Origin of the sequence: Streptomyces sp. NPDC048288 (assembly GCF_043201555.1) — a bacterium.
In the GTDB taxonomy this organism is placed as follows: domain Bacteria; phylum Actinomycetota; class Actinomycetes; order Streptomycetales; family Streptomycetaceae; genus Streptomyces.
The window spans coordinates 218,705-233,406 of record NZ_JBICZD010000010.1 but is presented as its reverse complement, the minus strand read 5'-3'; the positions used below and the strand labels follow the sequence as shown (position 1 = coordinate 233,406).

The window sequence follows — 14,702 nt, the reverse complement described above, 5'->3', positions numbered from 1 at the left end:
ATGACGACTGCGTGGGGCGAGTTCGAGCTGTCCCGCTTCCCCGAGGATCCGCGCGACCGGCTGCGTGCCTGGGACGCCTCCGACGCGTATCTGCTGAGGCATCTCGCCGCGGAACGCACCGGGCTGTCCGGCACGGTCGTGGTCCTCGGCGACCGCTGGGGCGCGCTGGTCACGGCGCTGGCGGAGTACCGGCCGACCCAGATCACCGACTCGTACCTGAGCCAGGAGGCGACCCGGGCGAACCTCGCGCGCGCCGGGGTCGAGACGGGTGCCGTGCAACTGCTCACCACCCAGGATCCGCCGCCGGAGCGGGTGGACGTGCTGCTGGTACGGGTGCCCAAGAGCCTGGCTCTGCTGGAGGACCAGCTGCTGCGGCTGGTGCCCGCCGTGCACGCGGACACCGTCGTGATCGGCACCGGCATGGTGAAGGAGATCCATACGTCGACGCTCCGGCTGTTCGAGCGGATCCTCGGGCCGACCCGGACCTCGCTCGCCGAGCAGAAGGCCCGGCTGATCCACTGCACACCGGATCCGTCGCTGACGCGCCCGGCGAATCCGTGGCCGTACAGCTACGCGCTCCCGGAGGGTATCGGGGCGGTCTCCGGCCGTACGGTCGTCAACCACGCGGGCGTCTTCTGCGCCGACCGTCTCGACATCGGTACGCGGTTCTTCCTCGCGCATCTGCCGGCGGGCGGCCGGCGGATCGTGGACCTGGGGTGCGGCAACGGGGTCGTCGGTACGGCGGTGGCGCTGGCCGATCCCACGGCCGAGGTGCTGTTCGTGGACGAGTCGTTCCAGGCGGTGGCCTCGGCGGAGGCCACCTACAAGGCCAACGGCGTGCCCGGGCACGCCGAGTTCCGGGTCGGGGACGGGCTGGCCGGGGTCGCGGACGGCAGTGTGGACGTGGTGCTGAACAACCCGCCCTTCCACTCGCACCAGGCGACCACCGACGCGACGGCGTGGCGGATGTTCAGCGGGGCGAAGCGGGCGCTGCGGCCGGGCGGTGAGCTGTGGGTCGTCGGCAACCGGCATCTGGGCTATCACGTGACGCTGCGCAGGCTGTTCGGCAACAGCCTGCTGGTCGCGGGCGACCCTAAGTTCGTGGTGCTGAAGGCGGTCAAGCGGGGGTACGCCGCAGGACGCCGATGATCCTGGCCACCTCGTCGGCCATCGCCTCCCTGCCGACGCCGAGGTACTCGCGGGAGTCGACCGCCTCGGGGTGGTCGGCGAGGAAGCGGCGGATCGAGGCGGTCATCGCCATGTTGAGCGCCGTGCCGACGTTGACCTTGGCGATACCGCCCGCGACGGCGGCCACAAGACCCGCGTCCGGGACCCCGGAGGAGCCGTGCAGGACGAGCGGGACCGGCACGGCGGCGGAGAGTCTCGTGAGCAGTTCGTGGTCGAGGGCGGCGGTGCGGGTGGTCATGGCGTGGGCGCTGCCGATCGCCACGGCCAGGGCGTCGACCCCGGTGCCGGTGACGAAGGCGTGTGCCTGGCCGGGGTCGGTGCGGGCGCCGGGTGCGTGGGCGTCCAGCGGCGGGCGGCCGTCCTTGCCGCCGACCTCCCCCAACTCGGCCTCGATCCACAGGCCCTGGGTGTGCGCCCAGTCGACGGCGGCGGCGGTCGCGGCCAGGTTCTCGGCGTACGGGAGCCGGGAGGCGTCGTACATCACGGAGCTGAAGCCGGCGCCGCGCGCCTGCCGGAGCAGGTCGTCGCTCTGGACGTGGTCGAGGTGCAACGCGACGGGGACGGCGGCCCGTTCGGCGGCGGCGGTGGCGGCGCGGGCCAGCGGGAGGAGGCGTCCGTGGCGGAACTTGACCGCGTTCTCGCTGACTTGGAGGACGACGGGTGCGCCGGCCGCCTCCGCGCCGGTGACGACGGCCTCCACGTGTTCCAGGGTGATGACGTTGAACGCGGCGACGGCGGACCGGGCTTCGGCGGCCCGGGTCATCAGCTCGCCGGTGGCTGCGAGGGGCACGGTCACTCCTTCCCGGACATGCCGGGCGGGGTGCCGGGCGGGGTGAGGATCACCGAGCGGGTGAGATGGCGCGGCCGGTCGGGGTCGAGGCCTCGGGCGGCGGCGACGGCGACCGCGAGGCGCTGGGCGCGGACGAGTTCGGCGAGCGGGTCCAGGGTGCCCGCCACCCACAGTCCCCCGGTGGCGGCGACCTGTTCGGCGAGCCCGGCGGGTGCGGGGCCGAACATCCAGGTGGCCGTGGAGCCGGTGGTGACGGCGATGGGTCCGTGCCGGTACTCCATCGCCGGGTAGGCCTCGGTCCAGGACAGCGAGGCCTCGCGCAGCTTCAGTCCGGCCTCGTTGGCGAGTCCGACGGTCCAGCCGGACCCGAGGAAGGTGAACTGGGTGCGGTCGACGAGCCCCGGCGGCAGGGGGGCCGAGAGCGCGATGCGGGCGTCGGCGGTCACGGCGTCGGTGTGCAGGCCGAGGTGGGCGCGGAGCAGGGTGAGCGCGGTCGTCGCGAACCGGGTCTGGACGACGGAGCGTTCGTCCGCGAAGTCCAGGACGACGAGGTCGTCGGCGGCCTCCGGTACCGGGGTGTCCGGGTCCGCGGTGATCGCCGCCGTGCGCGTGCTTCCCTTCAACTGCCCCAGCAGGTCGAGCACTTCGGTCGTGGTGCCGGACCGGGTCAGGGCGAGCACCCGGTCGTAGGACCGGCCGCGCGGGAACTCCGAGGCGGCGAAGGCGTCGGTCTCCCCCTGTCCCGAGGACTCGCGCAGTACGGCCGCCGCCTGGGCCATGAAGTACGAGGTGCCGCAGCCGACGATCGCGACCCGCTCCCCCGGTGCGGGCAACGCCTCCGCGTGGTGATTCACGGATTCGGCCGCCCGGGTCCAGCAGGCGGGTTGGCTGTCCAGTTCCTCGGCGATATGTGACATACCACTACCCCTCCCTGCGGTGATTGTTCTTGCAAGATAGAGCCACCTTCCAAGCACAATCAAGCATTCAGCCGGAACCCGCGTGCGCTAAGGTCGCCGGGAGATCGAGGAACGGAGGCGGCGGATGTCGCGCGACGCCCGCTGGAAGGCGCTGCTTGAGCTGCTCGTCGAGCGCGGCCGCCTCGACGTCGAGGAGGTGGCGGCCGAGCTGGCGGTGTCGGCGGCCACGATCCGCCGGGACCTCGACCAGCTCGCCGAGCAGCAGATGCTGGTGCGCACCCGGGGCGGGGCGGTGGTGCACGGGGTGTCGTACGAGCTGCCGTTGCGCTACAAGACGGCCCGGCGGGCCTCGGAGAAGCAGCGGATCGCCAAGGCGGTGGCGGAACTGGTCGCGCCGGGCGAGGCGGTGGGGCTGACCGGCGGGACGACCACCACGGAGGTGGCCCGTGCCCTGGCCGTGCGCGGCGACCTCGCGGGCGGCGCGCCGGCGCTGACGATCGTCACCAACGCGCTGAACATCGCCAACGAGCTCGCCGTACGGCCCCAGTTCAAGATCGTGGTGACGGGCGGGGTGGCGCGCCCGCAGTCGTACGAGCTCGTCGGGCCGCTCGCGGACGGGGTGCTGGGTCAGATCACCCTGGATGTGGCGGTGCTCGGGGTGGTCGCCTTCGACGTCACGCACGGGGCCGCGGCCCATGACGAGGCGGAGGCCGCGATCAACCGGCTGCTGTGCGAGCGGGCGGCCCGGGTGGTCGTCGCCGCCGACTCCAGCAAGCTGGGCGGGCGGGCGTTCGCCCGGATCTGCGCGGCCGAACTGGTGGACACGCTGGTGACGGACACGGCGGCGGCGCCGGAGGCCGTGCGCCGGTTCGAGGAGGCGGGGATCCGGGTCCTGGCCGTGTGACGGAGGCGGTCACGGACCCCTGTCCGGCCCCGCCGCCGGACCGCGCTGTCACATCCCGCTGGTGTCCGCGCTGACGAATCCCGCGCCGCGCTGGTCGTTGCAGCCGAACACGGGCCGGTCGACGGGGTCCGGCCAGCTCTGCTGGGCCTGGAGGGCGACGCTGACCAGGGTCAGCAGCAGATCGACGTCGCTCGCGGCGTCGAGTCGTATGGTGACCCACTGCGAGCCCGGGACGATACGGATCGCCCCGGTGCTCTTGAGGTCCTTGGCGAAATGCAGGATGGCACGGGTGGTGAGACGCAGGTCCACATCGCGTTCCGAGTGGAAGTGCGCGATCTCGCCCTGCGACGAACTCACCGCCTGACCCAGACCGCAGCTCGGTACCGCCTCGGTCAGGTCGGGCCAGGTCGCCAGTTGCGCCAGAGCGCGCGAGGCCAACGTCATGGGGCCATCATGGCCCGCTCACTCTCCGGTAACCAACTAGCGAGCAGTTATTAACCGAGCTGTTGCCTCACTCTGTCCGAACACAGTCGCAGGGGACGACCGGATATCCGCAGGACTTCAGCGGTTCGAGGGACGGAAGGTACCTCTCGGACGTCCGGGACGGCCGTGGCGAACGTCACGTTCTACGCACGCCTGGCGCTCGCCGCCGCGAACGCGTCGACGGCCGCGAGGTCGAAGTCGCCGTGGTCGCTGCCGAGGCCCTGGGCGACCAGTGCGGCCACGGCGTTGCCGAGCACCGCGGCCTCGTGCGGGGTGCGCCCGAGTCCGACGCCACGGAGGAAACCGGCCGAGAAGGCGTCGCCGCAGCCGGTGGTGTCCACGACGTCGATCTCGAAGGTGGGGACCGTCTCGGTGCCCTCGGCGGTGACCAGGAGCGTGCCGTCGCCGCCACGCGTGGCGGCGACCAGCCCGGCCCCTGCGTCGATCAGCTTCTTGGCGCCGGCGACCAGGTCGTCCTCCTCGGAGAAGCCCAGCACCTGGTCCTCGTTGGGGAGCAGGTGGTCGATGTGGGGCAGCGCCGCCGCGATCTGCTCGAAACTGCCGAACACGCCGGGGGCGAGCAGGTCCACGGACGTGGTGACGCCGTGCTCCTTGGCGAAGTGCAGGATGCGCGCGGCGACGTCGACGCCGATCAACTCCGGTCCGCCGAGGTGGAGATGGGTGGCCTCGGCGAGGGCGTCCCAGGGCACGTCGTCGAGTCCGTAGGTGACGTTGGCGCCGAGCAGGTGGAGCGAGGGCCGGTCGCCGTTGGGGCGGATGGGCAGCACGCTCGCCGAGGTGCCGGTGTCGATGCGGCGCACCAGGAACCCGGTGTCGATCCCGGCCCTGTCGAGCAACCGCACCAGCATGTCGCCGGTGGCGTCGTTGCCGATCGCCCCGGCGCTCAGTACCTCGGCGCCGAGCTTGGCGAGGCTGAGCGCGGTCCCGCCGGCCGTGCCCGCGGCGGTCATCCTGATGTCCTCGACCAGGGTGGCGCCCTGTCCCTCGGGTATCGCGTCCACCGGCCGCACCAGCACGTCCAGCACATGCACGCCCATTGTGACGACTCTCATGACTTGCCCTCCCGCAGGGTTTGGGTGGTGCCGTAGTTCCGGGCGATCGCGGCCTCGATCACCGCGAGTTGCTGTTGCTCGTCGAGGACGCGGGGCTGCCCGAGGGCCGCCGCGTGCTGGTAGACACCGCAGGCCCATTCGAGCAACAGGGCGTTCTCGACGGCCTTGTCGAGGGTCGGGCCGACGGTGACCGAGCCGTGGTTGGCCATCAGGGCGGCGCTGCGGCCGTCGAGCGCGGTGAGCACCGACTCGGCGAGTTCCGGGGTGCCGAAGGTGGCGTACGGCGCGACCCGCACGGCACCGCCGAGTGCGAGCAACTGGTAGTGGATACAGGGGAGTTCGTCGAGCACGCAGGAGAGGGCGGTGGCCATCGGCGCATGGGTGTGCACGACCGCGCCGGCGCCGTAGCGCCGGTAGACCCCGAGATGCAGGTCGAGTTCGGAGGTCGGCTGCAGGGTTCCGGCGCACACCTTGCCGTCCAGGTCGACCACCGTCACCTGTCCGGCGGTCAGTTGGGCGAGCACCGCGCCGGTCGCGGTGACCGCGATCCGGTCCCCCACCCGCACGCTGACGTTTCCCGCCGTGCCGATGAGCAGTCCCGCCGCTCCCAGGCGGCGGCAGACGTCCGCCACCGCGGCCCGCTCCTGAACCAGCGCGGAGCTTGAGTCCGTCATGGCCGCGACGCTAACGTAAACCTGAAACAAAGTCACGTTCAGATTCAGGAGCCGTGCGTGAGCGAGCCGACCGCCGACGAGACCGGGGTCGTACTGCGCCGGACACCCCAACAGGCCCGCAGCAAAGCCCGGTTGGCGCGGGTGCTGAAAGCCGCGGAGCGGGTGCTGGTCGCCGAGGGCGTCCAGGCGCTGACCACGACCCGGGTCGCCGCCGAGGCCAAGGTGTCGGTCGGCTCGCTGTACCAGTACCTGCCCGACCGGGACGCGATCATCGACGCGCTCGCGGCCACCTACTTCTCCCAACTCGAAGCGGTGATGGAGGAGTTCGTACGCAGCGCGGCGACCGAGCGCTGGCCCGACCCGGTCGGCGTGCTGATCGACACCTACGCCGGGCTCTACCGCACCGAGGACGGCTTCCGGGCCCTGTGGTTCGGCAGCGGCCTGACCGACCGGACCCGGGATGCGGACCGCGAGCACAAGCGCCGGATGGCCGACGGGGTGCGCCGGGTGCTGCTCGCGCTCGGCATCGCCGGCGACTCGGAGGGCCTCGGCCGCGCCTGCCACGCCGCGCTCCTCGCCGCCGACGCCCTCGCCCAGGAGGCCTTCCGCCGCGACGCCGGGGGCGACACGGCCCTCCTGGAGGAGGCGAAGGTGATGCTGCGCGGCTACCTCATGGCCATCGCCGGGCGACAGGGACTCGGGGACGCCTGAGCGTGGAGTGGGCCGGGCACGACTCCGCGCCGCGGGCCCGTCCCCGCGCCGACCGGCCGCCCGCGGCGAGCCGCAGGTCGCCGACGCGGCTCTGTTCCCTGCCCGGACCGCGCGGCACCACCCGACCGGCGCGCGCACGCCGAAGCCACGGCGCCGGGAGCTCGCGGGCCCTCCGGTTCACCGCCGGCCTCCGGGGTCCGGCGTCCGGCGTCCGGGCCACGAGCACCCGCCCCGGTACACCGGAACGCGTCCGAACCGGCCTGCACGACATTCCGCCCGCCGCGCGGAAGCGGCTCAGCGAGGGGTTTTGACGTAGGCGTACGGCGCGGAGACATACGCGCAGTGATGGTCCGCGGCGCGGAGCGCGGCGGTGAGGCGCTCGCGTGGTTTCAGGCCGAGGTGGGCGGTGGCGTGCAGCGCGCCCAGAGCCAGGTCGTCCCCGCTGCCGACGGCCGTGTATCCCCCGACGGGCTCGCCGACCTGGTAGTCGTCGTAGATCTCGAAGAGACGGCCGTGGACGCCGACGAGGAAGGTGCCCGCCTGTTCCTGTTCCGAGTCCTTGCGGGCCCAGCCACCCTCCTTGAGGCAGGTCCGGACGGCGTTGATGAAGGTCGTGGCCATGAAACGGGCGAGGTCGCCTTCGGGGTGCGGTGCCTCGAACGCGTGCTGCAGAAGCTGGCCCATGCGGAACGAAGTGGTGAACCCGAGCGCATAAGGGCCGTTGGTGAAGACCTTGGGGTCCCGTCGGATGGTGAGCTGCGAACCGCTGCTGCCCGCGGAGTCCCCGGCGAGGTGGACGCGCTTTCGATGGACCAGACCGACGATGACGGTCAAGTCACCACCTCCGGGGGCTTGTTGAATCCTGGCCGTCCATGGAGCGGTTCCTTCCCCCGCCCCGACGGAGGTGAACCTCGGGCGTACGAACCCCGTTCGCCCGCCGTATGCCTTCTCCGTGTCTGATGGCCGACGGTCGTGGACATGACGGGCGTGATCCCGGGTGTCCGCCGCCGTCTCGCCCCGAAGGTGCGCGCTCCGGGTGTCCGGGATGACAACGTTATCCCCGGCCAGGCCGGACCGTGCGTGTGGACCGCGACGATGGAGAGGTTCCGTGCCTGTCAGACCCGACGTGCCCCAGCCCCGCGTCACCCGTCCGGCAACCGTCCCCCGGCGGGGCCGAGCGCCCCTGCGGTCGGCGGTCGCCGCGCTGCTCGCCGGGGCGCTCGGCCTCGCCCTGCTGTCCGGGGCCGGTACGGCCGCCGCCGTGCCCCTGGCCGCGACGTCCGCGGGGACGTCCGCCGGCACGGACTACACCGAGCTCGTCGATCCGTTCGTGTCGACCGGCGGTGACGACGGCAATGATCTGCCGGGCGCCGAGGCGCCGCACAGTCTGGCCAAGGTCAACCCGCTGACCACGCCGGACCGCAACCACTCGGGGTACGACCACGACGAGGACCACATCGCCGGGTTCACCGCGACGGACCTCGACGGCGTCGGCGGCTCGGGAGGCGGCGGCGACCTGCTCGTCGTACCGACGTCCGTGAAGTACGACAGCCGCCCCGCCGGCGGCAGTTACGCGCACCCGTACAGCCACGACGACGAGAGCGCGACGCCCGGCTCCTACCGGGTCGGGCTCGGTGCCCTGGCCGGAACCGGCTCGGCGGTGACGCAGGGCTCCGGGACGATCGACGCCGAGATGACCGCGACGACGCGTACGGCGCTCGAACGGTACAGCTTCCCGGCCGGTTCGGACCCCGAACTCGTCCTCGACCTCGCGAACAACTTCACCAGCCGCACCCGCGCGACCATGAAGGCGACCACGCTCCCGGACGGCACCACGTCGATCACCGGTCTCGTCGCGGGGTCGTTCAACGGCGCCGCCTACCGGCTGTACTACTACGCCACCACCAACGTCCCCGTGACCTCCCTGCGGAGCTGGGGCGACGACGGCGGGTTGAGCGAGGCGACCACGCGGGACGGCACCGACACCGGCGCGATCCTCGGCTTCGACAAGTCCGCCGGGGACGACATCGAGCTGCGCATCACGCTCTCGCCGATCAGCGCCGAACAGGCCGCGACCGACCAGCGCAACGAGGTGGGCGGCCTCACCTTCGAGCAGGCGCGGGCCCGGACGAAGGCCGCCTGGAACAGCACGCTCGGCGCCGTCGCCGTGAAGTCCTCCGCGACGTCCGACCCCGGCTCGACCCTCACCAAGGAGTTCTACACGCACCTCTACCGCATGTACGCGCTGCCGGTGAACGCCACCAGCACCAGCGGCACGTACCGGGGCGCGGACGGAGCGGTGCACAGGACCAACGGCTGGACGTACTACGACGGTTGGTCCACCTGGGACGACTTCCGCAAGTACTCCGTCGAGGCCTATGTCGACCCGGAGACCTACCGGGACCTGGTGCAGTCGCTGATCGTGCTGTTCGCCGACGCGCACACCTCGGGCAAGAGCCTCGGCAGCCTCACCCACTCGGTGCCGACCGTGCGCTGGGAGCGCTCGGCCGTGGTGATCGCCGACGCCCTGTCGAAGGGCTACCGGAACTTCGACCGGCTCGACGAGGCGTACCCGGCGCTCAGGTCGTACACCGGCTACTACACGGGGACGCAGCTGCGGCAGGGCTACATCGCGGGCGATCCCGGTACGACCGTCCAGCGCGGCTACGACCAGTGGGCGCTCTCCGTCGTCGCGGACGCGCTCGGCAGGGACGCGGACGCGAGGAAGCTGCGCACCCAGTCGACCATGGCGATCGACCACCTGGTGAAGTCCGGTGCCTGGACCGCGGCCGACGGCACCGAGGTCGGCCTGCTCACCCCGCGCGCCGCGGGCGGCGACTGGCAGGGCGCCGACTACGAGAAGTTCGAGGCGGCGGGCCTCTACCAGGGCACACTCTGGCAGTACCACTGGTACGACGCCTACGACATGGGCGGCCTGATCCAGGCGATGGGCGGCGCGAAGGCCGGCCGGGCCGCCGTGGAGCACATGTTCGGCGAGGACTCCACCGCCGACGACGGCTCGACCATGCTGCACTCCAACGCCAACGAGATCGACCTCCAGGCCCCCTACCTCTTCAACTACGTGGGCGAGCCGAGCCTGACGCAGAAGTGGGTGCGGTCCATCTACACCGGCACGACCTGGAACCGCTACATCGCGACCGGCTCCACGAACGAAGCCCCCAGCTCCGGCGGCGAGTTCACCCCGCCGGTCCGCACCCGGGTCTACCAGCTCTCCCCGCACGGCTTCCTGCCGACGATGGACAACGACGCCGGCACCATGTCGACCATGTTCGTCGCCGCCGCCCTGGGGCTGTTCCCGGTGACCGCCGGTTCCAGCCAGTTCCAGATCGGCAGCCCGTTCTTCGACTCCACGACGATCACCTACGCCAACGGCAGCACGTTCACGGTGAAGGCCGACGGGGTGTCCCCCAGCAACTACTACGTACAGAGCGCGACCCTCAACGGCGCCCGGTTCAAGAACACTTGGCTGGACTACTCGCAGATCGTCGCGGGCGGGACCCTGGACTTCACGATGGGTTCCAAGCCCTCCGCCTGGGGCACCCGCACCGAGCCCGCGTACTCGCTGAACACCGACTCGGGCGACACGGGCACCGGCGGCCCGGGAACCGGCACGACCGTTGTCTCCGCCCGTCCGGACACCGTCGCCACCGCCGCGGACGGCACCGTGGACGGGAGCGTGCGGCTCACCCTGTCGTCCGGACCGGCGGCGTTCGCCGCGAAGAAGGGGACCAGCCTGACCGCGACCGGGGCGGCGACCGTGACCGGCCTGCCGGACGGTGTCACGGCGGACCTCCGCGTCACCGGCGCGCGCACGGCGACACTGTCGCTCACCGGTACCACGGACGTCGACGCGCGCTTCGGCCTCACGTTCCGCGACGCGGCCTTCGCCCATGGAGTGCCGGCCGCGACGGTGCGCGGCACCGGGATCTCCCCGACCGACCCGCTGCGCGTCTCCGCCGCCGCGGTGCAGCGCAAGGCCCTCACCGCCCTCGTCGACCAGGCGTCCCTGGTACGCGACGGCCACTACTCCGACGGCTCCCTCGGCGTGTTCCGCTCGGCCCTCGAACGCGCGCGGACCGTCCTCGCGGACACCGCCTCCGCGACGGCCACGCTGATGGCCGCCCGGGACGCGCTCCGGTCCGCCGCCGACGCGCTCACCATCGACGAGGGCGGCTACGCCGTCCTGCAGGCCGAGGACCCCGACCAGAAGGAGGGCCCCAGCCTCAAGAGCGAGGCGTACTACTCGGACGGCGACCTCGGCGGTGTGACCGAGGGTTCCTGGGAGCGCTTCACCAAGCTCGACTTCGGCGGGGTCGCCCCGCGCAGCGTCTCGGTGCGCTACGCCAACGCGCAGGCGACGACGGCGCAGCCGAGCAGCGTCGACATCCACGCAGGCGCCGCCGACGGCCCCGTCGTCGCCACCGTCCCGCTCCCCGGAACCGGCGGCTGGCAGTACTACACCACCGTGCAGGCGACCGTCACCGACCCGGACGCCCTGCTGGCGGCCGCCGGCGCGACCTTCGTGTTCCACGCCCCGTCCGGGCAGCAGTGGGTGTCGAACTTCGACTGGTACCGGTTCTCGCCCTACGAGGCCGCCTCGTCCTCCTCGACCACGCTCGCCACCCTGACCGCCGCGAACACCACGACGACCGGCCGCGGTTCGCTCCCGCTCAACCTCGCGAACGGCATCTTCGAGAACACCACGAACGGCGCCTGGGCCGAATGGCGGGGCACCGGCCTCGGGGCCGGCGCGGACACCGTCACGGTCAGCTACGACAAGCCGCAGTCGCGCGCGGCCTCCGACTCGCACATCGAACTGCACCTCGGATCGAAGGACGGCGCGCAGAGCGTCGACATCCCGCTCGCCTACACCGGTTCGGGCTGGGGCACCCTCGCCACCACGACCGTGCGGCTCGACCCCGGCGTCTTCACCGGCGTCCAGGACGTGTACGCCGACTTCGTCTCCTCCACCCAGTCCACCTCCCAGCCCTACGTGGCCAACGTCTACTCGCTGACCCTGACGCGGGACGCCGACGCCCCGGTGGCCTTCGACGCCACGGCGTTCACCTCGAACAGCGGCGGCGGCCTCAAGAGCGAGACGGCAGGCTGGAGCGGCGCGGGCTCCGCCACCGACCTCGGCGGCACCTACGACGGAGCCTGGCTGGACTACGGGGACATCGCCTTCGGCAGCTCGCCCAAGAACACCGTCACGCTCACCTACGTCAACAACTCCGCGCGCTGCGGCACCGGTTCGGCCGTCCAGCTCTACCTCGACTCCTTCGACGCGGCGAACCCGGGCACGCCGTACGCGACCGTCCCGCTGCCGGTCACCGGATCCGCGTGGTCCTCGGGCGGGACGACCAGCCTGACCCTGCCGAAGGCGATCACCGGCACCCACGCCGTCCACCTGCGCCTGACGACGACGCCCGACTCCTCGCATCCGTACGTCGCGAACCTGGGCCGCATCACCTTCAGCCACGTCGACACCCCCGCCGGCACCGACACGACCGCCCTGCGGAAGGCGATCGACCGCTACGCGGCACTCGCCGACGACCCGGACCGGTACGACACCATCGACTTCGCGGTCTACCTGCGCGAACTCGCCGCCGCACGCGCCCTGGTCGGCGCGGACACCGCGACCCAGCTCGAAATCGACACCGGGACCCGCAGTCTCACCCTCGCCGCCGGCCAGTTGGTCCCGCTGCCCAGGCTGAAGCTGGAGAACCTGGTCACGACCGCGTCAGCCCTCACCAAGTCGCGCTACACGGACGCGTCGTGGCAGTCGTTCACCGACGCGCTCGCCGAGGCGAGGACCGCGCTCGCGGACGACTCGGCGACGGACGAGACCCTCACCACCCGGTACGACACCCTCGACCACGCCCGGTCCGCGCTCGTCACGAAGCCGAAGACGGTACCGGCCGCGCCCGACGCCGTGTCGGCGACCTCGTCCGGCACCAGCGTGACGGTCGCCTGGTCCGCGCCCGAGGACGACGGCGGCTCGCCGGTCACCGGCTACGAGATCGCCCTCGGCGACGGCCACCGGGTCGAGGTCCACGACCCGGACAGCCGGACCACGACGTTCACCCGGCTGCCGTCGGGCCGGTCGTACTCGGCCCGCGTCCGCGCGGTGAACGCCGTCGGCAGGTCGGCCCCGAGCGCCGCCACCGCCCCCGTGGTCACCGGCGGCAGCACTCCGCAGGCGCCGACCGTGACGGGGGTGACCACCGACGGCGGGCAGGTCCGGGTGACCTGGCAGGCGGCCGGCGACGGCGGATTCCCGCTCATCGGCTACACCGTGGCCCTCGACGACGGCACCACCACGCACCTGTCCGCCACCGCGGACACCGCGCTCGTCGTCACCAGGAGCCGGGCGAAGGCCCACACGGCCACCGTCACCGCCCTCACCCTGGCCGGATCCTCGGCCGCCCCCACCACCTCGTCCGCGGCCACACCCACGGACCCGGCGACGTACGACCCGTCCCCCTTCCCGGACGGCACCCTCGACGCGGCCTACGCGTCGGACAAGTGGCCGGCGACCACCGACGGAACCGACTACTTCAACGATCTCCTCAGCGGGATCGACGACCTCGGCTCCGGCATCCTCGGCGCCGGCACCAAGATCGCCGAGGGTGCTGCGCCGACCGCCGAGAACGACGAGATCGCCGTGGCCATCAACAACGCGGCGACGCAGAAGGAGGTCGACCGGGCCGAGGTGGACGCCACGAACAGCGCCACGCTCACGCTGGCCGACGGCCTCGGCTCCCGGCTCGGCCAGATCTACCTGGACGCCCTGAACAGCGGCCGGCTCCCCAAGACCAGCGCGCTGTTCTCCCGGGTCACACGGGGCCTCGACACCCACGACGCGGCGAAGGACCACTACGGCTATCCGCGCCCGTACGTGCGGCTCGGATTCGTCGGCGACGGCGGTGCCGTCTACGAGTCGCAGGACGGCTCCTACACCGGCCTCGCCACCAGCGGCTCGTACCCGAGCGGCCACACCTACGGCGGCTACGAGGCCGGGACGATCCTCGCCACGCTGCTGCCGGAGCTGGCGCCGTCGATCCTCGCGCGCACCTCGGAGTACGGGAACAACCGCATCGTGCTCGGCTTCCACTACCCGCTCGACGTGATGGGCGGCCGCATCACCGGTCAGGCCACCGTGGCGCACCGGTGGGCGGACCCCGACTTCGCGGCCCTGCTGACGCAGGCCCACACCGAGATCGAGAACGTGCTGCTCGCCCGGTGCGAGACGGAGGGGTACGGCGACACGCTCACGGCCTGCGCGGGCACCCCCTACGACGCCCTGAGCACGGCGCAGGACGTCGACCTCTACACCCGGCGCCTGACCTACGGATTCTCCCAGGTCGGCAAGGCCGGACAGGCCCTGCGGGCACCGTCCGACGCGGCGGCGCTCCTGATCACGGCCTTCCCGGACCTCAGCGCCGAGCAGCGCACGGAGATCCTGGAGCAGACCGCGACGGACTCCGGGTACCCGCTCGACCTCACCGCGGACGGCGGGGCGAGCTGGCAGCGGATCAACCTGGCGGCGGCGATGGCGGCGGACGTGGTCGTGGGCGCCGACGGGTCGGTCACGGTGACGAACCACGCGGACGCCACCAGGGCGAGCATCGCCGACGCCGAGGCGATCACGGTCGGGGGTGTCGCGATCGACGGCTTCGATCCGGACGTGACCACCTACGTCGTCGACTGGCCGAGGAACGCGCGGATCCCGGCGGTCACCGCCGTACCGGCCCGCCCCGGCGCGCGGGTGAAGGTCACCGACGGCGGTTCCGTCCTCTCCGCGGCCGGCTCCCGCCTCACCACCCGCACCATCAGGGTGACCTCACCCAACGGTTCGGTCACCCGCACCTACACGGTGGGCTTCCAGCACGCGGGCCGCTGACGTCACCGCCGTGGCCTGTCCGGAGTGGGACACGACGG

At 72.3% G+C, this 14,702-nt stretch carries 10 protein-coding genes; 4 read left to right on the top strand and 6 right to left on the bottom strand.

Annotated elements, in window-relative coordinates; genetic code table 11:
• Positions 1–1,149, top strand: a complete 1,149-nt coding sequence (locus ACGFZS_RS33300) for a methyltransferase (protein ID WP_393798203.1) — start codon at positions 1–3, stop codon at positions 1,147–1,149.
• Here ACGFZS_RS33300 and ACGFZS_RS33295 read toward each other — a convergent pair.
• A complete protein-coding gene (locus ACGFZS_RS33295) occupies positions 1,118–1,978 on the bottom strand; it encodes a ketose-bisphosphate aldolase (protein ID WP_393798202.1) in 861 nt (286 codons plus the stop codon). The genes ACGFZS_RS33300 and ACGFZS_RS33295 overlap by 32 nt on opposite strands.
• Before the next feature lie 2 nt (positions 1,979–1,980).
• A complete protein-coding gene (locus tag ACGFZS_RS33290; RefSeq protein WP_393798201.1) occupies positions 1,981–2,895 on the bottom strand; it encodes an SIS domain-containing protein in 915 nt (304 codons plus the stop codon).
• A gap of 124 nt (positions 2,896–3,019) precedes the next feature.
• On the opposite strand from ACGFZS_RS33290, the gene ACGFZS_RS33285 reads away from it, so the two are divergent.
• Positions 3,020–3,799: a DeoR/GlpR family DNA-binding transcription regulator gene (locus tag ACGFZS_RS33285; protein ID WP_393798200.1), complete on the top strand. Its 780-nt coding sequence runs from the start codon at positions 3,020–3,022 to the stop codon at positions 3,797–3,799.
• Between the two features lie 48 nt (positions 3,800–3,847).
• On the opposite strand, the gene ACGFZS_RS33280 is transcribed toward ACGFZS_RS33285, so the two are convergent.
• From ACGFZS_RS33280 to ACGFZS_RS33270, 3 genes are all read right to left on the bottom strand, one after another.
• A complete protein-coding gene (locus tag ACGFZS_RS33280) occupies positions 3,848–4,243 on the bottom strand; it encodes a luciferase family protein (RefSeq protein ID WP_393657883.1) in 396 nt (131 codons plus the stop codon).
• A gap of 182 nt (positions 4,244–4,425) precedes the next feature.
• Positions 4,426–5,355: a carbohydrate kinase family protein gene (locus ACGFZS_RS33275; protein ID WP_393798199.1), complete on the bottom strand. Its 930-nt coding sequence runs from the start codon at positions 5,353–5,355 to the stop codon at positions 4,426–4,428.
• On the bottom strand, positions 5,352–6,029 hold the full coding sequence (locus tag ACGFZS_RS33270) for a class II aldolase/adducin family protein (RefSeq protein ID WP_393798198.1): 678 nt from the start codon (positions 6,027–6,029) through the stop codon (positions 5,352–5,354). Before ACGFZS_RS33270 ends, ACGFZS_RS33275 begins: the two co-directional genes overlap by 4 nt.
• Before the next feature lie 57 nt (positions 6,030–6,086).
• Here ACGFZS_RS33270 and ACGFZS_RS33265 point away from each other — a divergent pair, with 57 nt between their 5' ends.
• Entirely contained in the window at positions 6,087–6,740 is a 654-nt protein-coding gene (locus tag ACGFZS_RS33265; RefSeq protein ID WP_393798197.1) for a TetR family transcriptional regulator, read from the top strand.
• Positions 6,741–7,034: 294 nt separating this feature from the next.
• On the opposite strand, the gene ACGFZS_RS33260 is transcribed toward ACGFZS_RS33265, so the two are convergent.
• Positions 7,035–7,574: a hypothetical protein gene (locus ACGFZS_RS33260; RefSeq protein ID WP_393798196.1), complete on the bottom strand. Its 540-nt coding sequence runs from the start codon at positions 7,572–7,574 to the stop codon at positions 7,035–7,037.
• A 274-nt stretch (positions 7,575–7,848) separates the two neighbouring features.
• On the opposite strand from ACGFZS_RS33260, the gene ACGFZS_RS33255 reads away from it, so the two are divergent.
• Positions 7,849–14,664 carry a glycoside hydrolase domain-containing protein gene (locus tag ACGFZS_RS33255; RefSeq protein ID WP_393798195.1) on the top strand — a complete coding sequence of 2,272 codons (6,816 nt, stop codon included), beginning with the start codon at positions 7,849–7,851 and terminating at the stop codon, positions 14,662–14,664.
• Positions 14,665–14,702: the final 38 nt, after the last annotated feature.

Excerpts from the sequence above, each read along its gene's own strand:
- ACGFZS_RS33290 (WP_393798201.1), bottom strand. The coding sequence starts at position 2,895 with ATGTCACATATCGCCGAGGAACTGGACAGCCAACCCGCCTGCTGGACC.
- ACGFZS_RS33285 (WP_393798200.1), top strand. The coding sequence starts at position 3,020 with ATGTCGCGCGACGCCCGCTGGAAGGCGCTGCTTGAGCTGCTCGTCGAG.
- ACGFZS_RS33300 (WP_393798203.1), top strand. The coding sequence starts at position 1 with ATGACGACTGCGTGGGGCGAGTTCGAGCTGTCCCGCTTCCCCGAGGAT.
- ACGFZS_RS33280 (WP_393657883.1), bottom strand. The coding sequence starts at position 4,243 with ATGACGTTGGCCTCGCGCGCTCTGGCGCAACTGGCGACCTGGCCCGAC.
- ACGFZS_RS33270 (WP_393798198.1), bottom strand. The coding sequence starts at position 6,029 with ATGACGGACTCAAGCTCCGCGCTGGTTCAGGAGCGGGCCGCGGTGGCG.
- ACGFZS_RS33275 (WP_393798199.1), bottom strand. The coding sequence starts at position 5,355 with ATGAGAGTCGTCACAATGGGCGTGCATGTGCTGGACGTGCTGGTGCGG.